General features: G+C 47.8%; 16 protein-coding genes and 1 pseudogene. 9 read left to right on the top strand and 8 right to left on the bottom strand.

Features of this window, described 5'->3' with window-relative positions:
• The first annotated feature begins 24 nt into the window (after positions 1-24).
• Positions 25-1677, top strand: a complete 1653-nt coding sequence (locus ACOJTG_RS15310) for an OmpP1/FadL family transporter (protein ID WP_420154626.1) — start codon at positions 25-27, stop codon at positions 1675-1677.
• 73 nt (positions 1678-1750) lie between these two features.
• On the opposite strand, the gene ACOJTG_RS15305 is transcribed toward ACOJTG_RS15310, so the two are convergent.
• Together ACOJTG_RS15305 and ACOJTG_RS15300 are read right to left on the bottom strand one after the other, a co-directional pair.
• Positions 1751-2269 (bottom strand): shikimate kinase, encoded by a 519-nt coding sequence (locus ACOJTG_RS15305; protein WP_420154625.1) that lies wholly within the window; start codon positions 2267-2269, stop codon positions 1751-1753.
• Positions 2270-2517: 248 nt separating this feature from the next.
• Entirely contained in the window at positions 2518-3615 is a 1098-nt protein-coding gene (locus tag ACOJTG_RS15300) for a BT_3928 family protein (protein ID WP_420154624.1), read from the bottom strand.
• 286 nt (positions 3616-3901) lie between these two features.
• On the opposite strand from ACOJTG_RS15300, the gene ACOJTG_RS15295 reads away from it, so the two are divergent.
• Together ACOJTG_RS15295 and ACOJTG_RS15290 are read left to right on the top strand one after the other, a co-directional pair.
• The gene (locus tag ACOJTG_RS15295) at positions 3902-8998 is read left to right on the top strand and encodes a translocation/assembly module TamB domain-containing protein (RefSeq protein ID WP_420154623.1); all 5097 of its coding nucleotides are present in this window, start codon (positions 3902-3904) and stop codon (positions 8996-8998) included.
• A 31-nt stretch (positions 8999-9029) separates the two neighbouring features.
• Positions 9030-11357, top strand: a complete 2328-nt coding sequence (locus ACOJTG_RS15290) for a BamA/TamA family outer membrane protein (RefSeq protein ID WP_420154622.1) — start codon at positions 9030-9032, stop codon at positions 11355-11357.
• A gap of 37 nt (positions 11358-11394) precedes the next feature.
• Here ACOJTG_RS15290 and ACOJTG_RS15285 read toward each other — a convergent pair whose 3' ends face one another.
• The 3 genes from ACOJTG_RS15285 to ACOJTG_RS15275 are packed head-to-tail and all read right to left on the bottom strand — an operon-like array spanning position 11395 to position 13213.
• A complete protein-coding gene (locus ACOJTG_RS15285; protein WP_420154621.1) occupies positions 11395-12120 on the bottom strand; it encodes a phosphatase PAP2 family protein in 726 nt (241 codons plus the stop codon).
• Positions 12121-12149: 29 nt separating this feature from the next.
• Entirely contained in the window at positions 12150-12701 is a 552-nt protein-coding gene (locus ACOJTG_RS15280; protein ID WP_420154620.1) for a DUF1599 domain-containing protein, read from the bottom strand.
• Positions 12702-12745: 44 nt separating this feature from the next.
• Positions 12746-13213: a hypothetical protein gene (locus ACOJTG_RS15275; RefSeq protein ID WP_420154619.1), complete on the bottom strand. Its 468-nt coding sequence runs from the start codon at positions 13211-13213 to the stop codon at positions 12746-12748.
• 246 nt (positions 13214-13459) lie between these two features.
• Here ACOJTG_RS15275 and ACOJTG_RS15270 point away from each other — a divergent pair, with 246 nt between their 5' ends.
• The 5 genes from ACOJTG_RS15270 to ACOJTG_RS15250 all read left to right on the top strand — a co-directional run bounded on the left by ACOJTG_RS15270 (position 13460) and on the right by ACOJTG_RS15250 (position 19398).
• The gene (locus tag ACOJTG_RS15270; protein ID WP_420154618.1) at positions 13460-15901 is read left to right on the top strand and encodes a tetratricopeptide repeat protein; all 2442 of its coding nucleotides are present in this window, start codon (positions 13460-13462) and stop codon (positions 15899-15901) included.
• A 278-nt stretch (positions 15902-16179) separates the two neighbouring features.
• Entirely contained in the window at positions 16180-17052 is an 873-nt protein-coding gene (locus tag ACOJTG_RS15265) for an alpha-1,2-fucosyltransferase (protein WP_420154617.1), read from the top strand.
• Positions 17053-17119: 67 nt separating this feature from the next.
• Entirely contained in the window at positions 17120-18217 is a 1098-nt protein-coding gene (locus ACOJTG_RS15260; RefSeq protein ID WP_420154616.1) for a glycosyltransferase family 4 protein, read from the top strand.
• A 15-nt stretch (positions 18218-18232) separates the two neighbouring features.
• On the top strand, positions 18233-18937 hold the full coding sequence (locus tag ACOJTG_RS15255) for an ABC transporter ATP-binding protein (RefSeq protein ID WP_420154615.1): 705 nt from the start codon (positions 18233-18235) through the stop codon (positions 18935-18937).
• Positions 18938-18987: 50 nt separating this feature from the next.
• On the top strand, positions 18988-19398 hold the full coding sequence (locus ACOJTG_RS15250) for a DUF4260 domain-containing protein (protein WP_420154614.1): 411 nt from the start codon (positions 18988-18990) through the stop codon (positions 19396-19398).
• Here ACOJTG_RS15250 and ACOJTG_RS15245 read toward each other — a convergent pair.
• Both ACOJTG_RS15245 and ACOJTG_RS15240 read right to left on the bottom strand, forming a co-directional pair.
• Positions 19340-19738: a response regulator gene (locus ACOJTG_RS15245; RefSeq protein ID WP_420154613.1), complete on the bottom strand. Its 399-nt coding sequence runs from the start codon at positions 19736-19738 to the stop codon at positions 19340-19342. The genes ACOJTG_RS15250 and ACOJTG_RS15245 overlap by 59 nt on opposite strands.
• Before the next feature lie 108 nt (positions 19739-19846).
• Positions 19847-20200, bottom strand: a pseudogene (locus tag ACOJTG_RS15240) (FKBP-type peptidyl-prolyl cis-trans isomerase); the annotation flags it as partial.
• Positions 20201-20485: 285 nt separating this feature from the next.
• On the opposite strand from ACOJTG_RS15240, the gene ACOJTG_RS15235 reads away from it, so the two are divergent.
• On the top strand, positions 20486-21802 hold the full coding sequence (locus tag ACOJTG_RS15235; RefSeq protein ID WP_420154612.1) for a DUF4876 domain-containing protein: 1317 nt from the start codon (positions 20486-20488) through the stop codon (positions 21800-21802).
• Here ACOJTG_RS15235 and ACOJTG_RS15230 read toward each other — a convergent pair.
• The coding region (locus ACOJTG_RS15230) for a hypothetical protein (protein WP_420154611.1) at positions 21796-22254 on the bottom strand (459 nt) is incomplete at its 5' end. The genes ACOJTG_RS15235 and ACOJTG_RS15230 overlap by 7 nt on opposite strands.

Raw genomic sequence — 22254 nt, 5'->3', positions numbered from 1 at the left:
TGATCGAGTCTCTTACTGCTGACCATGAAACGTCTTACTTATCTAGCAGCTCTGGTGTTACTTTCAGGAGCTGCCTATGCTCAGGACAATAATTACGAGTCATTGTCCCGAATGTTTTCCCAAACGAATCCACAAGGCTCTGCCCGTATGCAGGCTTTGGGCGGTAATCACTCAGCAATTGGGGCGGATGTCTCGAACATTAGTGGAAACCCGGCTGGCTTAGGGTTTTACACGCGATCGGAACTCAGCATTTCACCCCTGTTTAGCACGAGTAACAACGCCTCTCAATACATCAACAATACACAAAATGCTAGTGCTAATCAGCTGGCTATAGGTAACCTCGGCGTCGTATTCTCGAGCAAAAACCGAAACCCCGTTCGCTCGGGGGGATGGCAGGGTGGTTCTTTTGGGATCAGCTATTCCAGACAGAATATCTTTAAGAATACCATCCGTTTTGGAGATCGCAATAACGCCAGCTCCATGTCTGATTTCTTCGCAGAATACGCCAATCAGGAAGCAACCGGATCGCAGCAAGGGGTTGTTGTAGGAGACTTTAAAAACGACCTATACAATAATGGTACCGTATTTGATTTTCCTACCTCCATGTACTACTACGGCTTAGTGATTGATCCGCAGCTGGGTAGTCAGATCGGCTATCCCTACAGTGGTATCGAATTAGGTAAGGCGGCAAACCAGAATTTTTTGTCCACCAGTACGGGGTACACGAGTGGCTGGAATTTTGCCTACGGAGCTAATTACATGAATAAGTTGTATGTTGGTGTGGGCTTTTCGCTGGCCCGAATGAATTATACGAATACGAAAACCATGAATGAGGACTATGAGGATCCGGCAGGCGTGAGTGGGTTCTCGTATACGAATGATTTATCAACCAATGGCAGAGGCTTTAATTTGTCTGGTGGGTTAATCTATCGACCCAACGACCTGCTACGCATTGGCGTTTCGGTGACTAGCCCAACCTGGTTCAACATTACAGAATCGGCGGGACAAAGTTTACAAACCCGTCTGGCTCGTCCTTATGAAATAAGTCAAGGTACCTTTCCTGAATACAGCCCCGATTTACCGGATGTCCTACGGAGAAACGGATACGGACTAAATGCCATTAATGGCGTCAATTACCTTACGAGCGTACCGGGCTTATCGGTATTGCCTTTTGAGTCCAGCTATCGTTTGCGTACGCCAACCAAACTAACCGGGGGTGTTGGCTTATTCTTCGGTAAAAATGGTTTCATTTCAGCGGATGCTGAGTACGTGAATTACACGGGAATGAAATTGTCTTCGGATGATCAGAATGCTTCCCAGGACTTAAGAGATGGCTATAGTAATTCTCTAATCAGAAGTACGTATCGTAACGTAGTAAACCTGAAAGTCGGGGGCGAATATCGGATTGATAAAGTTAGTCTGCGGGCGGGGGTAAGTTATTACCAGGATCCTTACAAGCAAATTGCTCAGTTCAATTCCTTAGATCGTAGTCGCTACATTTATTCCGCGGGCGTAGGGTACAAAACCGACCGTTTTTACATCGATGCGGCTGTTACCCACGGGCAGCAGACGACGGCCTATACTCCTTACATTTTAGCGAATACGAACGATTACGCGTCGGCTAAAATTAAGAACCAGACGACCAATGCGATTTTAACGCTTGGTACTTACTTCTAAGTAGGGGAGCATGCAATAAAAAAGGACGCTGTCTCAAACAAACAGCGTCCTTTTTTATTGCATGCTCTTAGAACTAAGAAATGACCTGTAGGTGACGAAGAATTTCAAGTAGATTCTGTACATCCGTTTCGCCAGCAATGGTTACATCGGCCTGTTCATAATAGCTTCTTCGATTGGCAATTTTCTTTTCCAGCGTGTCCAGTAATTCATTCGGTTTTTCGGTGCTCAGTAGCGGGCGATCGTTCTTACGGGTATGTAAAATACGGTCAGCCAGAATTTTCGGAGGTACGTCCAGAAAGATACTAACCCCATGTTCTTTGATATAAGCCATATTATCATGGAAACAAGGTACGCCACCACCCGTCGAAACGACCAATCCGGTATCCTGGGGTAAGCTACGTAAGAGTTCACTTTCTACAGTACGGAAATACGCTTCTCCCTTCAGATTAAAAATTTCGGCAATGGTGAGCAATTCGCGGATTTCGATCCGCTTGTCCATGTCCACAAATTCGTAACCAATTTCTCGAGCCAGCGTTCGCCCCAGTGTGCTTTTCCCGGACGAAGGCATGCCGAGTAGAAAAATGTTCTTCATATACGTTTTTTAACGAGGGAGGAGGATTTAAAAAAATAATCGGATTTAGTAACGGGTGGGTTCAGTAAAGCCCAATGGCTGAAAGTTCCGTCAGGCTCCTGATCAGTTCACTCACTGGCTCCTGATGAAATGATCAATGAATAGGAACGATCCATTGTCCAGAGCGAAAGCCGTATGAATGTGGAATTCTGTAGATACTGATAGCCTGCCCGGCAGCAGCTGTCCACCGCTCTGGCAAAAGAGCAACGTTAGGGAGTTACTTTTTCAAGAATGGTTTCTTTGGAAGGAACGCTCGCATAACTCCACTTACCCCGCACGGTACCCTTCGAGAGCAGCCACAAGCCGGGGTTACTCCGAACAATGGTTTTAAGAACTTTAAAATCAGCAAAATAATAGGGTACGGCTAATTGATGTTCGTGGCGGAATCGATTAAAGTCTTCCTCGGTCGAAGAAGTCAGAATGGCGGGTTGAATGCCCGTGCCTTCCAGACTTTTCAGTAACGTTTTAATTTCATCCAGTGTACCTAGATGGGCTTTGTTGACATCCTGAATGATCAGAAACAAGTGATTCCCCTGAAAAGAAGCCTGCGTGTAGTCCGTATCGCCATTCCATAAACGGTAATCGGTAATGCGGGGGCCTGCATCTGGATTCAATGGGCCAATCATTTCCTTAAACACGTAGGTTGTATCACTGGGGTATTCGTCAAACTCACTTTCCTTTCCATCTTTTTCCATGCGGTACTTGAAACGGAAGGGCTCGCGGTTCTTCATGTTGTTGGGAATATTTTCGCCTACGGCATACGCCAGTCCATCGTAGGGAGGCAGATAGCGAACGGCGTACCAACCCAGTCCGATGCAGAACAAGACGGCAAGCAGCATAATCCCCGTTGTACGGGTATCGCGAAATACCGCACGTTGCCACAACACCACCAGAAGCAGTACCAGCAGGACGATATCTTTCCAGAAGGAAGTCCAGGGCTGCAGTTTGATCATTTCCCCGAAACAGCCGCAGTCGGTTACTTTATTGAAATAGGCGGAATAAAAGGTCAGGAAGGCGAAGAAGGTACACAGCAGTACCAGAAACCAGGCCGTACGCCGAAGCTTCCACTGGACCAGCAGGGCTACTCCCGCAAGAATTTCCAGGGAACAAAGTACAATGGAAAAGAATAGGGCATACGGTACTAAGGCTTCCCAGAAGCCCGCCATGAACGAAAAATCATGAGCAAAGACTTCAAAGTATTCCTCTAGCTTGATCTGGGTACCAACGGGATCATTAAGCTTAATTAAACCTGAAAAGATGAAAATGATCCCAACCACAATTCGGCTCAGGTGAGCAAGTAATTTCATAAGCAAATACAGACAAAAGAAGGAAGTGATTGGATCAGCCGGCGGAACTTGTCCGTATAGACAAAGGTAAAAGGCTAATCGAAGAGTATAAAGGGTTTTTAAGGATGTTTCGGGAAATTAAGTAATAATACTCAGTCTTTGAAAAATAGTAGAAAATAATCCCCACATTGAGGTTTTTTTGAAAAAACCTTTGAAAGTATTCCCCAAGTTGATAAACATTTCGGGAATGGAGTATCCCTTTTGTGTAATAAGTAGCTATAGGCCGCGGTTGATGTAAAAAGTATCTATGAAGCTAAAAAAAGTACTAAAAATTACGCTGCTATCCATTGGTGGGCTATTGATCACGATCATAGCCTTTTTATTGGTATTGGGCCTAACCGATTGGGGACAAACATTCGTAACGCGGCAAGTCAATCGATACTTGGCTACCAAACTGAAAACGCCTTTTGCCATTGGCCGAATCAGCTACCAGATTCCCGATTGGATTCAGCTTGAAGATGTGTATTTCCAAACGCCCAAAGGCGATACGTTACTCAGTGGTAAACGGATGCGGGTAGATTTGGATATGCTGGGACTGATTCAGGGACGCATCGCTTTAAATACGATTGAACTGGACAAGATCCGGTTAAATGTAACCCGTACCTTACCCGATACAGCGTTCAACTTTAATTTTCTAATCAATTCGTTTGCTTCGGGCAAACCCGCCGATCCAGCGGATACCACTTCGGCTCCACTTCAACTGAGCCTTTCGGAAGTCGGACTCAATGACGTACGCATTCACTACGTAGATGATATTGCCGGAGCCGATGTACGGCTGGTAGTGGATACCCTACGCGGAAAATTCGATGAAATAAATCCGGCCGAATCCCGGTATCACGTAGCGGAGATTAAATCCAGTGGCCTAACGGCGTACGCTCGCCTGTACCCAGGCATCGACATTCCCAATAAAGTAAACGATGCGGCGACGGTACCCGGCGATACGATGGATTTACGCATGGGCGACTGGCAACTCAGTCGCACCAACTGGGACGTAAACGTCGAAACGGCTCAATTCCGTACCAAAGGCAAAGTAGGCCAGTTGAATCTGGCTGGCGATCAATTGTATTTAGAAGGGCAGCAGGCTCTGATTCGGTCGCTGGAGCTGATGAATTCCGAAATCACGGCTACCTTGGGCAAATCGGCACCCAAGCCGGAAGCTCCGCCCGCTCCCAATAATAAAGAAAAACCGCAAGACCCCAACGCTGGCTGGAAAGCTTCATTGGGGCGAGTTCGTTTTGCAAACAATCATATCAAATTTGATAACGAAAACGCTCCACGCCAGGCCCGGGGACTGGATTATGGGCACATGGATATTCAGGGCTTTACGCTAGCCGGTGAAAACCTGGTGTATCAGCCCAACCTGATCAAGGCTCAGTTGCGGGGTGGTAGTTTCAAAGAAAAAAGTGGCCTGAATCTGCAACGCTTTGCAGCGGATGTCTTTTACAGTCCGCAACAAATTGGACTGACCAATTTCATTTTACAGACACCGGGTACCTTACTCAAAGATCGGCTCGTGATCAAGTTTGATTCGCTGGGACAATTGACACGGGCGGCCGAAGCCAAACGGGTACTGGTGGATGTAAATATGGTGGAAAACAAAGTTTCGTTTGCCGATGTACTGACCATTATGCCTACGCTGGCGAACACGCCGCCCCTGAAAGGAAACGAGCGGGCGGTAGTCAGTGCGACCATTCAGGCGAAGGGTACGCTGGCGAATCTGAACTTGCCCCGGGTGGAGTTTTCTGTACTCTCAGCTACCCGTATTAAAGCTCGTGGACGGGTTTCGTACCCGACTGATCCGGCTAAAATGGGTCTGGATATTGTGCTGGAAAACGCAACGACTAGTTCGGCGGATGTAAAAAAACTGGCTCCTAAAGGCTCAATACCTGATTCCATCAGTATTCCTTCCCAACTGAAGCTAACGGGTCAGGCCAAGGGACGTTTAAATGATATTGACCTGGATATTGCCCTCAATACTTCCTACGGAAACGTAACCTTTGACGGAGCATTGAAAAACTTCGTGACGGGTAAAAATCAAGTATACGCCGGAAAAGCGACGCTGGATCGCCTTGACCTCGGTAAGTGGTTGGGACAACCCAAACAGTACGGAGCAATAACGGCTACGGCTACGGTAGACGGACGTGGGATCGATCCGAAAACGATGGCTACTGCGTTCGATCTTAACGTTCCGGAAGCTACGTACAACGGGTACACCTATCGGCAATTCGCCGCGAAAGGCAGTCTGAAGCAGGGTCTGCTGGATGTACAGGGTGGCATCAACGACCCTAATGCTCGATTGAATCTGAATGTTAATGCCGATATGAAGGAAGAGTACCCGAGTGTGAAGGGTACCCTGGCGGTTCAGCAACTGGATTTGTATGCTTTGAAACTCTACGCGGAGCCTTTCCAGGTACAGGGCAACGTACAGATGGACTTTGCCTCGACAAATCCCGAAAAACTGATTGGTACACTTCGAACGGAAAATCTCAACCTGCAACTCAAAGGCCAGAACTATCCCGTTGATTCGCTGTATCTGACGGCCAATGCCGAGGGTACCAGCAAAACCATCATGGCCCGTACGCCCTTTGTCGATCTGGACTTGGGCGGAAACTTCCAGTATGCTGATTTGGCCGCCGCCGCCATGACGGAAGTAAACAAATACGTAACTCTACCCGATACAACGATCAAAGCACCCAAATCAGCGACGGACTTTACGTTGCGAATGCGGGTACGCCAACATCCGCTATTACTGGCGTTTGTACCGGGACTGTCTCGACTGGAGCCCGTGAAAATTGAGGCTACTCTCGATAGTAAACGGGCAGATTCGACGCTTAACGTTTCCGTAACCGCCGGTACCATTGAATACGATACCACGGTGGTCTCGGGAGCGAATCTAAAACTTAGTGGGAATGGGCGGCAACTGGTACTGGACGGGCAGGTAGGTGAAGTACGGACGCAGTCCATGCACTTATATCCCACGAGTATTTCAGCTTCGGCAGCCGACAATCAGGTACGCTTTAAAGTCATCAATAAAGATTCGGTGAATGCCGATCGTTTCGGAATTGCGGGCCGGGTAGCGATTCAGCAGAACGCCTATGAGTTACACCTGGATCGACAGGCGTTGTTGACCAACTATCGGTACTGGACTTCCGACACGACGGGCTATATCCGATACAGTAAAGAAGGAGTACTGGCTGAGAAATTCGTGTTGGAAACCAATAATCAGTCGCTGGCGATCAACAGTACCGAACCACGTCCGAATGCTCCTTTGCACATACAGCTTAAAAACCTGATTCTGTCCGATCTGGCAACATTGGCCAATCAGGATAGTACGCTGGTAGGAGGTACCCTGAATGGCGATGTAGTGGTGAAAGACTACCTGGGTACGGACAGGAAACTCAGCTTTACTGGCGACTTAAAAATCGACAGTCTGGACGTGATGCAAAAGGCTTTGGGAACCTTGGAGGCCCGTTTTGCCAATCAGGATGACAATCGGATTGGGGTCGAGGCCAACCTGAAGGGAGCGACCAACGACTTGCACGTAGGCGGTTTTTACAATCCGTCCTCGACCGATAAAGCTCTCGATCTAAAGGTAGAGCTGCGGCGACTGGATACCCGAACGATTGAAGCCTTTAGTTTTGGACAACTACGGCAAGCCAAAGGACAATTACAGGGGGAAATGACCGTGAAAGGAGCCGTTGCTAAACCTCGCCTGAACGGACAGATTAGCTTCCAGGACGTTGGATTCAATTTGGCCTTCGTAAATGCTTCCTATCAGATTGACGATGAGACGATTGTGTTCGACGACGAAACTATTCGCCTCAACAAATTTGATTTAAAAGACAGTCTGGGGCGTATGCTGACTACGGATGGAACGGTGAACATCGCCAATCTGCCCGATGTGAAGTACAACTTGCAGGTAACGGCCAATCAGTTCAGTGTACTGAATGCTTCCCGCCGCGATAATGATTTAGTATACGGAAACGCCACGCTGACGGCTGACCTCCGCATCCGCGGTACGGGTGGCAGCCCTTCCGTCGTAGGTAATTTAAAAATTGATGATGGCAGTGATGTAACGATGATCGTTCCCGATTCGGGTCCCTCGGCTGAAGATTCCGAAGGAATTATCACCTTCATCCAGCCCAACGATACGACTGCTCTGGCCCGTTACTTAATACGGCCCAAACGTGATACGCTCAATACTAAGGTTCGCTTCGATCAATTAGCCAATTCCAGCATTTCGCTGAACCTGGAAGTGACAGAGGCCTCTGAGTTTAGCGTGGTAGTGGATGAGCAAAGTGGAGATAACCTACGCGTGAAAGGAAACGCCCGCTTGAATGTAACCATGGATGAATCGGGTACGCTGGGCATTTTTGGTCGCTATGACGTAACCGAAGGAGCTTATTCTTTGACTTATCAGGTGCTTAAACGGAATTTCAACATTCAGAAGGGAAGTAGCATTGTTTTCGCGGGCGATCCTTTAAAAGCGGACCTCGACATTACGGCCTTGTACCGGGTGAATGCACGGGCTTCTGAACTGGTAGAAAATGAGATCGATAAAAATGAGGAGAAAGGTGAAGAATCAAGCACTTCATCTAAACTGCAAAGTCGTAATGCGTATGCTAACAAATTGCCATTTGATGTTGCTTTGAAAATGCAAGGCAATCTGGCAGCCCCAGAATTAAGCTTCGATATTGACCTAGTTGAAAATGCATTGGGTATTGATGCTCAGATTCGGGAAGCCGTAGAAGGCAAACTAACTCAATTCCGTCAAGACGAATCTGAGATTAACAAGCAGGTTTTTGCCTTGCTGGTATTGGGTAACTTCCTGCCACAGAATTCATTTGATTTTTTCTCGGGCAGCGGGGGAGGCTTCAATGCTGAAAGCTTGGCTCGTAGTAGTGTTAGTAAAATTCTATCACAACAGCTCGATAGACTGGCTTCTAATGTAATCAAAGGAGTAGACCTTAACATTGGTCTTAACTCTTCAAGCGATTATGCGAATAATAATGACAATGCCGCTGCTGGTTCTACTGCCACTAAAACGGACTTAAACGTGGGCTTGTCGAAAAGTTTCTTTAATGGTCGTTTGTCGGTGAGTGTTGGTAAAAACTTCGTATTAGAAGACAATACGGGAATTCAGAGGAATAATGCTCAGGTCTTTGACAACCTTTCGATTAATTATAATATTACCCGTGATGGCCGGTACATGGTTCGAGCGTATCGGGTCAACGAATTGGAAAATGTCATTGAAGGCTACGTGATTGAAACCGGTATCGGGTTTGTCATCAACCTGGATTACAACACATTCCGACAAATATTCGGCAAGAAAAAAATTGAATAACAGATTCGAACCACTTTAACCATATCATCCCTTGAAGTATTCGGTTTACAAAAGTCTCTTTGCACTGGTCATTACTACTCTGGTTGTGAGTTGTAATGTGAAAAAGTATATACCCGAAAAAGAACGATTATATAGTGGCACTGAGATTGAAATGTTGCCTTTTGAAGGGGTCAGTAAAAAAGATCGCAAAGCCTTACAGGGGGAGCTGGCTGGTTTAGCCCGGCCCAAACCCAATAGCCAGATCTTTGGTTTTCCGTATCGTGTATGGTTATACTACGTCATTGGAGAGCCTAAAAAAGACTCCAGCTTTAGAGCAAGCTTGCGTCGAAAATTAGGACAAGAGCCTGTATTTGCCAATTCTCGATCCGTCGTTACGAACGCCAACATTTGGAAAGCCTTTCTGCAAAATGAAGGATATTTTCACTCCGAAGTAGCAGGAAAACTGGAAGAAAAGGGGTACAAAGCAAAAGGAATTTATCAGGTACGAGTCCATCGCCGCTATACGCTTGACTCCGTACGCTTCGTTACCGATACCGCTCTGGTGGGAAAAGATTTTAAGCTGACTCAGGAGAAGACTTTATTAAAACCTCCGGTACCGTATCGGTTAGATAATCTAAAGCTAGAACGTGAGCGAATCACGCAGGAGATGAAGCGAAAAGGGTACTATTACTTTAACCCAGATTACGTTGCTATTCTCGGTGATACCAACACGAATAACTACAAAGCCAAGCTTTATCTAGCTCTGAAACCAGAAATGCCCGAAGCAGCGGCTCGACAGTATTATATTCGAAATGTTTATATATATCCTAATTATACACTTAATAATGCGGTACAGGATACCAATCGGCGGGAAGCTTTTCGTACCACTGCAGGTTTTCAGGTAGTAGATTCTTCCCGAACCTACGATGAACGCCTATTTCATAGCGTTATTGGTTTCAAACCAGGACGTCGGTACAATAGCCGCGTTCAGGATATTACGCTATCCCGACTCATTAACTTAGGAACCTTTAAATTTGTGCGTAACCGTTTTGCCCCTGATACCCAAGGTGATTCAACGGTTTTGGATGTTCACTACTATCTGACGCCTTATCCTAAAAAGTCGCTGCGAGCTGAAATTGCAGGTACTTCCAAATCCAATAGTTTAGCTGGTTCCCAATTGACGCTAAGTTGGCGAAACCGCAACTTTTTCAAACGGGCTGAATTATTGACCATCAATGCCACGGGTGGGATAGAGGCTCAGTTAGGGGCTGGGGGCCAAGGGGTGTCGAACTTCAGTTACGGGCTGAATGCTACCCTTACGTTCCCCCGACTAGTTAGTCCCATTGCCATCGATTACGACCGGCGACAAGTACTGCCTAAAACTAACCTTACCTTAGGATATCAGGCGATTGTACGGCGTCAGTTTTACCGCCTGAATTCATTTACGGGATCCTTTGGTTACGCGTTCCGGGGAAGTAGCAAGGTAGAACATACGCTTATTCCCTTGAGTCTGACCTATGTATACGTTCCGACCAATAGTTTGGGTGATTTGTATTACGAAGCTATCACTGATCCAGCATTAGCCAGTCAATACATCGCTATTGTACAAAATCAGCAGCTTATTCCTAGCAGCTTGTATACGCTGCATTTCAACTCCTCACCGCAGAGTCAATCTCGGTATTCGCAACAGTTGATTTTTAATTTTGAACCGGCGGGTAATGCAGCGGGGTTACTTTTTAAAGACGGGAATGGAGATGGACAAAAGAAAGTATTCGACGTAGCTTTTTCTCAATATGTCCGGGCAGATGTTGATACCCGACACTATTTGCGTCTTACACCATCAACTACCTGGGCTTCTCGGGTATTTGCTGGAGCGGGTCTTCCCTACGGAAACTCGTCAAGCCTGCCTTTTGTCAAACAGTATTTTGTGGGGGGAAGTAATAGTATTCGTGCTTTCCGTCCGCGGGGTATTGGACCAGGTCGATATCTGCGACCCGCTGGTCGGACTATTCTGCTGCAAGATGGGGGTGGTGATATTAAAATGGAAGCGAATACGGAGCTGCGAACCAAATTCAACAAGTTTCTGCAAGGAGCCTTATTTGTTGATGCCGGGAACGTTTGGATGTATAAAGATCCCACATTGTACGGAGAAACCGCCGTGTTCTCGAAAGACTTCCTCAAAGAAGTAGCCATTGGGGCCGGGATTGGCTTACGCCTGGACGTAACTTATTTCGTACTACGCTTTGATTTGGCTACGCCGTTACGAAATCCCGCCCTGGCCGAAAATGAACGCTGGGTATTTGATAAAATTAATTTTCGGGATCGTGACTGGCGGAAAGACAACCTGATTTTAAATATTGCCGTTGGTTATCCCTTCTAAGTTTTTAAAACGTCCCGAAGTAATTCGGGACGTTTTTTTATAAAGGCATCACCATCGCTACACCATAGGCTGATCCGGAATAGTAGGGCATCAGGGCCATGTTTTTCTGCCGAAATAGCTTCCGTAAGATCTTGCGTTGAACCCAGGGATACACGCGATACACGCCTTCCGTTGCCGCCATACTCAGCCCCGCACTGAATAGGACATCCGCGAGCCAATGTTCGTTATTCATCACGCGTAACGATGCCACGCCCATAGCTACGCCGTAACCACCAATGCTGTACCAAATACTTCGTTCGCCGTATTCTTTGGCCAGAACGGCCGCCCCCGTAAAGGCAAACGTCGTGTGGCCGGAAGGGAAGGAAAGATTGTCTTCTCCATTTGGGCGAGGGTAACGCACCAGATGTTTGATACCCTGCGTAACACTCTGAGCAACTCCCTGGGATAGGACCATGAGAATCAACTGATCCTTCAGGGCGTGTTTTCCCTTTACGCCTAAAGCTCCTAAACCCAGTGGCACCAGCGTGGGAACGTACTGCAGGTAATCGTCAACGGGTGTATGAAAATTGGGGAATGCCGAGCGGACCTCTCGCCGTACTTCCCGACTGATGGCTCCCTGCGTCACCAGTCCGGCCGTCATCAGCGTCACCGGAACTACAAACGATTTCCAGACAGGTTTTGTACGAGCGGTAGAGTCAAGTTGAGCATAGACGCCCGTGTGTAAACCCAGGTACAGGCAAATCAAGAGTAGCAAACGCAGCATACAGCGGGGGTCGGTTAAGGGAAATCCGTTTACTGCTCGGCTTGAGCCTGAGACATCAGAATGAGGCAGAAAACCGAGTAATTAATCATATCCCGGTAGTTGGCATCCACGCCTTCGGAGACGAGCGTTTGTCCGCCTAAGTCTTCAATCTGCTTGGTACGCAGCAATTTCATCAGAATAATATCGGTCATGGAAGCCACCCGCATCATTCGCCAGGCTTCACCGTAATCGTGGTTTTTATCGATCAACAGGTGAATGGTTTCGTTCACTTCCTGATCGTACAGGGCCGAAAGTTCGTCCGTCGGAATCTCCATGCGGGGATCATCCGCCAGACGAAGCTGAATGAGAGCCATGAGACAGTAGTTGATGATGCCGATGAATTCAGGCATAATGCCTTCGCCTACCCGCGAAACGCCCGTTTCCTGCAATTGACGGATTCGCTGGGCTTTGATATAAATCTGATCCGTCAGACTCGGCAGCCGCAGAATACGCCAGGCCGTACCGTAGTCGCGGTTTTTCTTCAAAAAAAGGTCTTTACACGTAGCGACAACGTGCCGATATTCTACTTCCGTCTGAGTCATGAGCATACACAAATAAAACAATAAACAACAAAGGTGCAGGGCACTTAGCGTTTTCGCAACAAATGATACAGGTTGTTTCCGAAGATCAATGCCAACAAAGTAACGGCCAGCCAGTAGGCCCAGCCCCAGTGGATGGTAAAGAGGCGGATAAATTGCAGATCTTCTTTATTGAGAGGATTCAGATCGGCTGAGGCGGTATCAAGAATGGTATCGAAATCGGATAGGTGGTAATGAAGAAATCCTAAAGCAGTCAAACCAAGTCCTGAAAGCAATAAGCTACCCAGCGGAGCCATGCGTTTGGGAGCCCAGGAAACGCCCAGCCCTAAGACACAGCAGAGGATGACCACGGCGGCGGCGGGCTGCATCGGAATACGGCGGGATTGCGTCAGGGCCGCGTTTCCGTTCTGACCAAACTCTTCAATATCGGCATTGCTCAGACCTTCCGTCCACTTGGGAATGACGGGATCTGGTTTTCCTCCTTTCACCAGCGTCCAGCCCGAAATAGTAGCCACGGGTTCATCGTTGCAACTGATGGTCATAAAATTGAAAAAGAAACAGAGCAGTACGAGAAGAAATCCACTGGAACTGAAAAGCTTTAGTACGGATTGGGATGAAAACATACAAATGGAGGAGGAAATTGAAAAACAAAGTTCGCGATCCGGAGGGCCTATAGTCAATAGAAACGTTCTTTGTATCGTTTTAATTTCATCTCATTTATTCATAATTACCCACCGGAAGTTCCGGAACTTTACCTTGCTATGCAAGCAACTACTTTTTGGCGTGCCTGGCCCCGGTCGTACCAGAGGCTATTTTATGTAAGTCTTTTTGTATTCATCGCCGGATTGCTCGGCTGGGTTTTCTTCGCCTTTCAGGGCGTTGATTCGGTTATTCACTGGGACGTATTGAGCGAATTGGGCGAGATGCCCTTTGTTTTCGATCAGTTTCAGGCCGGAGGCTCGTCCTTTCAGATTCCGGCCACGGCCTACGCCCTGACCGAACAGTTTGTGGCTTCGCCCATGTCGGTATTGCATCCCGTAAACGACTGGATTTGCCTAGCTTTAGCCCTGCTGGGCTGTATACTGGCTTTGGCCGCCAGTACGGCTTTGCCACGGTTGTGGTATTTCGGAGCTACCACGGTGTTGATTATACTCCTGAGTACCCTGCAACTGGATGCCGTGTGGGGCCGGACGGATCGTCTGGTTACCATTCTGGTCGTAGCACCCTTAGTGGGACTGAGTTTCTATTTTCAGGCCTTTCGTACCTACGCCAGTCTAAGCGTACGCGTAGTAGCCTTTATCGTGCTGGTTGCTCTTATACTGACTCTGTTCTGCACGGTAGGAAAAGCCACGCCGGCTGATCTACTGGCCTTTAGCTACCCCGCCGGGATGGTACTGGTGGTGGCGTTTTCGTTCTGGGTGTCCTTCGAAATTATGATTGGGCTGGTCTGGTTAGCGACGAGTCAGGTGGGTCGGAATAGCCTGCCTAACTTTGCTTTTCTTACCCTTTTTTACCTGGGGAACCTGCTCCTGACGCAGCTGCACAACACAAAAATGATCGACTGGAATCTGTTGTATGTGAATCCATTCGTAGTCTTTGGGATTTCAGCGATTCTGGGGATCTGGGGACAAAAGAAACGCGATGATCAGGAGGCCGCTTCCTGGCCCTATGCTCCGCAGGGATCGCTGCTGTACCTGGGGTTAGCGGCCGTCAGTTTCTCCGTACTCGCGTACGTAAACAGTACCGCCAATGATCCAGCCATTGAAGCCCTAGAGGACGCGATCAGCTATACGCACCTAACGGGCGGTGGTTTGTTCTTCTTTTACGCATTTTTTAATTTCGGAACGCTCATGCGGGATGGAAAAGCGGTATACCGGGTGTTGTTCAAACCGGCGTATTTCAACCGTTTTCACGTCCGTGGATTATCCGTTATTCTGACCATTCTTCTGTTATACAACAACAGTTTTTTCCCCATTCAGCAGGCCGTAGCGGGTTATTACAACACCCAGGGCGATTTGGCGACGGCCCGGCAGGATTATCGTATGGCCGAAACCTTCTACCAGCAGGGGGTAACCTTCGAATTCCAGAATCATAAATCCAATTACGGACTGGCTTCACTGGCCTGGATACAGGGTGATTTTGCGTCAGCGGCTCGGTTTTTCCGGCAAGCCTTGGCCAAGCAGCCCTCACCCTATGCCTACGCGGGTCTGACGCGGAGTTTGATGAACGAAGATTTGGCTTTTGACGCCTTTTTTACGGCTCGTGAAGCTCAGCAACGTTTCCCCAACAACGGCGAACTCCTGTCGAATCTGGCGTACCTACACGCTAAAGCCAATGGATTGGATTCGGCTCGTTACTACTACGAAAAAGCGATTGATTTAACCAACCAGTCGGGCGTGCCCACCACGAACCTGATGGCTCTGTACTTGCGAAAAGGAGACTGGAAAGCCGCTGAATCGTTGGCGGAGCAACGGGCTTCGGCGTATGTGCCGGTGCAGGTCAACCAGTCGGCTCTAGCCTTGATTACGGGAAAAACGACGGAGCCATCACTTTCCGTAAGCCGTGATTCGGTATTAACCCTGGCCGAATTCGCTCTACTTTCCAATGCGTCGCTGGCTCAGCTTAAAGCTGGGAAAACACCCTTCGTAACGGAAGCTGCTCTGCAAACCTTCATTCAGAAAGAAGACAATGCCTCGTATGCGGACGATTTGCAGTATTTGAGTGCCCTGCTGGCGTATTACCACGGCAATAAATTGCAGGGGCTTGACTTACTTTCCGCCCGGGCCATGGCCGATACGGCGGCCAGCGGCGATCGTTGGCGAAAACCACTGGCGGCATTCTTGAACCGGGAAATTTCGCTGGAACAGGAAGCCCCCAAAAGCTGGACGGGTGACGGTTCGGGAGAGTTGTTGCGTAGTCCGCTAAATGTAAAAGTATTGCAGCGGTTTACGGCTGAAGCAAACCGTCGGAATCAGCCCCAGCAGGCGTATAATGCATTGTTCAATGCTCTGCGTTACCGGGAAGATTCGCCCGAGATTTTACAGCTTTACATTATCCAGTGCTTGGATATGGGATTGACTAACTATGCGGCCGATAAGCTACGTGTTCTTCAGGAAAACAATCCTGCGGCTTACGGACAGTTCTTACCTACGTATCAACAAAAGCTGGCTTTGATAGAGAAACGGCGAAATGACTTTCAGTAAGTAAACGATGGCTTACGTCTCCCACGAGTAAAGCTATTCGTGTGGAAGTAGGATGATGGCTTCAAGGTAAATAGCCCCGTGTGACAAGCGGGGCTTATTTTTTAATTTCAAGGCCCAATTCTACCCGAGTATTAGTCGGTGTCAAACATTATTTTGCCCTTTCAGTACCGTTTGTTTTATAACTAGGCCTGGTACACGTATTTTACAGAAAATTAACCGTTGTTTATTCCCTTGACTAGGAAATCCGGTATTACTCCGCCACGTAAAAACCGATGTAAATGATCATAAGTAGGATTACCAGTGGATTAGGGAATCAGCTGTTTCAGTACGCTGTAGCCCGGCACCTGGCTTTGAAAAACCGAGCCCGCCTGTACCTGGATTTGAGCTATTTCATCCAGGAATACGCTACGGATACGCCTCGTAAGTTTAAGCTCAATCATTTTTCGGTTCCGCTCCACTTACTGCAGGATTCTCCCTTGCTGTACGTCTCAAAAGCAACGAAGCTATTACCGAATCGGAGCTTGCCCCCGCTGTTTCGTTTTTTGAAAGAGCCTCATTTCCATTTTGATCCTACGACACTACAGACTCGGGCGGCTTGCATTACGCTCGATGGTTTCTGGCAATCCGAACGCTATTTTGCGGAAAGTGCAGCGATCATTCGTCAGGATTTAACGCTCCAGACAATACCGAGTCCGGAATTTGAAGGATACGAAGAGCAGATCAAAGCCGCGGCGGTTCCGATTTCTGTACACGTCCGCCGGGGCGATTACGTACACCACCCAGAGTTCAGTCAAACCTTTGGATTTCTAGGACTAGAGTATTACCAGCGGGCGTTGGCTCAATTGCATCAGCAGGTAGCCAATCCCCAATTTTACGTCTTCAGTGATGAACCCGACTGGGTACACGAGAATCTTGATTTACCCGAAACTTCTGTTTTTGTACGAAATACTGGTCCGAATGCCGACGTGGCCGACTTGGTACTGATGAGTCGCTGCCAGCATCACATCATTGCCAATAGTTCGTTCAGTTGGTGGGGAGCCTGGTTGAATCCAAATCCGGCCAAACAGGTCATTGCTCCAGCCCGCTGGTATAAAAACCAACCTACTTGGGATACGAAAGACCTGGTACCATCCACTTGGATAAAGGTATAAATAGCGGATACTCCGCGGAGGTATCGGCAACTGTTACGTATCCAAATTAATCGCTTCAAGAATTCGTATGTCTACCATATTTATTGATCATCAGAAATTTACTACGCAAAAATACGGAGGCATCAGTCGGTACTTTGCTACCATTCTGGAGGGTATCCGGCATACGGCTGATATGCAGTATCAACTCGGTGTTTTGCACACGAAGAATCATTACCTGCATGAGGAGCCGTTACGATTGAAAGGTCCGCTGTATGACCGTTTGCTAAGTAAAAAGCCCAATTACGATTATCAGCTGAACCAATACTACTGCAAGCAATTACTAAAGAAAAACGCGTTTGACGTTTTTCATCCTACTTACTATGATCCGTATTTTTTACCTTATTTGAAGAAGCCGTTGGTCGTTACCATTCACGACATGACCTACGAGCGGATGCCGGAATATTTCTGGGCACGCGATCCGTTGACGCAACAGAAGCGGCTGAATATCGAGCGAGCCGATGCCATTATTGCGATTTCTGAAACTACGAAAAAAGACTTACTGGATTTGTTTCCCGTTGATCCGGCTAAAGTACAGGTCATTTACCACGGGATGGAAGTAGATACGCCACTTCAAGTACAAGCCCTACCGAACCTGCCGGAGTCGTACGTACTGTTTGTGGGAGATCGGAGTGGCTACAAAAATTTCTATCTGTTTTTCAATGCATTCAAAGAGATAGCTTCGCGTATGCCGGACCTGCATTTGATTCTTACGGGTGGCGGTCCGATTCAGGTAGCCGAACGCGAGTTGATCCAACGATTAGGCTTAAGTAACCGCGTACGACATATAAATGCCACTGATCAAGAATTGAATTTTTTGTACCAGAATTCGCAGTTATTTGTGTATCCATCGCTTTACGAAGGCTTCGGATTACCAATTCTGGAAGCATTTAAAGCCGGTTGTCCCTTGCTACTTAGCGATACCGAATGTTTTCGTGAAGTAGCCGCTGACGCTGCCGTATACTTTAAAGCGAACGATCGTGATGATCTGATTCATGCCTTGGAAACGACGCTGATGGATACCAAACTGAAAAAACAGCTTATAGCCCGGGGAACAGAACGACTGAAACGTTTTCAACTGCGGGATTGCATTGATCAGACGCTGGCCATGTACCGATCGCTGGCGTGAGCCCGAATATCTCCCATGAATATCATCGAAACCAAACAGATCCGCAAACGCTACGTAATGGGCACCGAAGTGGTAGAGGCCCTCAAAGAAATTACGATTGCCATTGAAAAAGGCGAATACGTAGCATTTATGGGACCGTCGGGTTCGGGCAAGAGTACGCTCATGAACATTGTGGGCTGTCTGGATACACCGACTTCGGGTTCGTATATTCTAAATGGGCAGGATGTGAGCCGCATGGGTGAAAATGAATTGGCTGAAATCCGTAATAAAGAAATTGGCTTTGTTTTTCAGACATTTAACCTACTGCCCCGTCAAACAGCCCTTGAAAATGTGGCTTTACCGCTGATTTATGCGGGATACTCCAAAGCGGATCGCATCGAAAAAGCTATGTTGACGCTGAAGGGCGTAGGGCTGGAAAACCGGGCTCATCACCGTCCAAACGAACTTTCGGGGGGGCAGCGACAACGCGTAGCGGTGGCTCGGGCATTGGTCAATGACCCTTCGATTCTACTCGCCGATGAACCTACCGGAAACCTGGATACGAAGACCAGTTACGAAATCATGGATCTGTTCGATCAGTTGTATTCCAAAGGCAATACCATTGTTATGGTAACCCACGAAGAAGACATCGCTCAATATTCGCACCGTATTATCCGGCTTCGCGATGGCGTTATTGAAAGCGACTTGATTAATCCAGAGGTACGTAAGCCCAAATTATAATAAATGAGTAACGTTGATTTCTACTTTTGAATCCCGTAAACGTCTGAATGATGAAAAACTGGTTACGTTCCGAAGAAGTCATTCAATTTCTGATTTCCATTCTGGTCTTTAGTCAGATGGATTTTGCCTGGTGGGTGTTTCCGGGGGTATTATTAGTACCGGATCTTTCCATGTTGGGGTACGCAGTTTCGACCAGAATAGGAGCTTTTACCTACAACCTAGGTCACCACAAAGGATTGGCTCTGGCCATACTGACATTAGGCTGGTACGGCCAGCAGCCGAATGTGGAACTGGCGGGTTTAATACTCTTTGCTCACTCCTGTATGGATCGGATGTTGGGCTACGGATTAAAGTATACGGATGATTTCAAGCATACGCATCTGGGCTGGTTGCCCGGTGGGGCTAAGCCTGATCACGCCAACAGGGACTCAGCGAAGCAAGAACTTCGGTCAGACGAGTAAAATCACTGGGTTTGGTAAGAAAATCCATCGCTCCTAAGGCCAGTACTTTTTCTTTTTCACGAATACTATTCGAAGTCGTCAGGACAATGACAGGAATAGTGCCCCATTGCGGATTTGTTTTGAGTACCTCAAGGGTTTCAAAACCGTTCATGCGGGGCATGTTTAAATCCAGGAAGATAAGATTGGGAAACTGGGGTCCGGGCAAGTGTTGTAAATGACGGATAAGCTCTTCGCCATTCGTAAAAAAGTTGATTTCACAATCGGCATTCTCACTCAGACCCTGTTCGGCAAAAAACCGGTCGTCTTCGTCGTCATCAACCAGGTATACACGCTGTCTCATCTAGCTCGGGGTATTGGATTTTATGCCCTAAACTGTACTAAAAGAGAGAAAGTTCGGAGTGAAAATCCGCGAGTACGACCTAGCGAAACTCGCGGATTTTCTATATCATTAGTTAACGCTAACGAGTTCAATTTCAAATACCAGGTCCTGACCAGCCAGGGGGTGGTTGGCGTCTACAGAAATTTTATCTTCTGATACACTTGTTACCGTTACGGGTACAACCTGGCCTTCGCCATCGGCGTGCATGTTGAGTTGCATACCTACTTCAAAAGGAATATCCTTCGGCAGATCACTGCGATTAAATTCGAAAACCAGATTTTCATCCGAGGGGCCGTATGCTTCGGCTACTGGAATGTGGACGGTTTTCTTTTCGCCCACTTGCATACCTGTAATACCTGAATCAAAACCGGCGATAACCATTCCGCTACCCAGCGTGAATTCCAGCGGTTCCCGTCCAGCGGATGAATCAAAAACGACTCAACTGGTTAACTTTCCTGTGTAATGAACGCGAACATTGTCGCCCGATTTAGCTTGCATGATAGACAAGTTTTTTAACGATGAAAATAATAAAACCTGAAATGGACCCTGTAGTAGGCATTTCAGGCTACGTATAGGAGCTATAACAATCCTAAAAAAGATAGACCACTCCACGTGGGGTGGAAAACCGCAGCAAAGGTAGCCTAAATTTTCATTCCGGCCTTTTCTGTGTACTTTTGAAGCTTGTAAGAGTGCTCTATACAACCCGTTATGAAAGGTATTTATTGCTGGTGTAGCTTGCTTGTGCTTTGGCTTGGATTGATTTCCTGCCGCCTGGAATTGGACCCGGCTCTGGATGTAACCACCATACAAATCAAGATAGAGCTTGAACCGGCTCTTAAAAATGCGGGACTTTCACCCATCGGTACGGAAGTGGTACTGGAAGACCGTAGTGGTAAAGGTCCGTGGCGGGCTATCGCCAATGCCGAAGGAATCGTACGTTTTGAGGAGATGGTGGGAGGTACCTACCAGGTAAAGGCCCGCCGTCTGATTCAGATAGATGAATACCGGGCTCATACCGGAATTCCCGTGGATGAAGACGTGATTCTAATGGATTCACTGGTCAATCAAAGCTTTAGTCTGGCCGCCCCCCAACAGGCTACCATAACGTTGCGGGTGAAGCCTGCGGGCGGCTGGCTGATTAAGCAGGTGTATTACGCGGGTTCGGATACGCTTAACGGCGTTGGTATCCGCGATCAGTTTATAGAACTATACAACAATTCCAATGCCGACCTATATGCGGACAGTTTGTACATTGGATTTCTAAGCGGAGTTCAGTCGAAAACCATACCCGCCGAGTACCTGGTAACAGCTACGGGCCAATACGACTGGAGTAAATCCCTAAACATTCCTGATCCTTCGAAAGCCACAACAAATACTGCCTACAGCTACGCTCATACCGTGGTGATGATTCCGGGTACGGGCAGTCAGTACCGCGTGCGACCGGGCGAGAGTATCGTCATCGCTCAGAATGCCCAGAATCATAAAATAGGGTACACCACGACGGACGGCAAGAAACTGGTAACAAAAAGACCAGAAATGACGGTTGATTTAAGTACCGCTGACTTTGAAGTAGTACTAGGCCGGAAAACGACGGACGTCGATAATATAGCCGTACCTAACCTGCGAGTGGTCTACTGTGCCAATCTGGCCTGGGAAATGAACCCGGGCGGAACCGACGCGATTGTACTGTTTCGAACCAAGGCCAACGTGATGCAATGGCCCAAAGTACCCACGCCGAATGTACGTATCGTAACTAGTAGTACGCCACTTCAGGTACAGATTCCGAATCAGTACATACTCGATGGGCTGGATTTGCAACCTAGTAAGACGCTCATGTATCCCAAAAAGTTACCAGCATCGGTCGATGCGGGCAGTCAGTACGTGCCGAAAGGGGCGTATTCTTCCCAGTCACTCATTCGCCGAACCAGCAAATCGATTGGCTTGCGTCGGGTGCTCATGGACTCGCAAAACTCTACGAGTGACTTTGGCTACTTTGAGGTAGCTCAGCCCCGTGGCTTTCAATAAAGTGATGCCGCGAGCGAGCCTTTTGGCGTACGCTCAAAGTCGGGTAGGGGTATGGCCGCCAATAACTCTTCTTCCAGGACAATCGCCCAGGTTTGAAGGTAGAGCATAACATCTTCCCGAACATTGTGCCGCATTTGATTCCGGCGTTCCAGCGGAATTCGGTTCTTGACTTTCGGATCCGAAAGTCGTTCCAAATGTTGTAAATCGGTAGTCGTAAGCCCGTGTTGTAAGAGATCCGCAATGAGCAAATCCATGGGTAAACCGCTCGTCGGACAATACTCTTCTATTTGTTCCCGCCAGTCACCACGGCCCTGCAATGCATACGCGTGAATATCGGCTTTCGTAAGTTGCGTTAGTTCCTGAGCCAGATTGCCGCAGTTGCAGGCTCCCATGTGGCCCCACATGTAGGGTTTGCCGCTGTTCAGATTCCGAACCGTTCTTCGCAGGGCTTC

The sequence above is a fragment of the Siphonobacter sp. genome, from assembly GCF_048595215.1.
Lineage (GTDB): Bacteria > Bacteroidota > Bacteroidia > Cytophagales > Spirosomataceae > Siphonobacter.
Note: the sequence above shows the minus strand (reverse complement) of the source record. Positions and strands in the feature narration are given on the sequence as shown.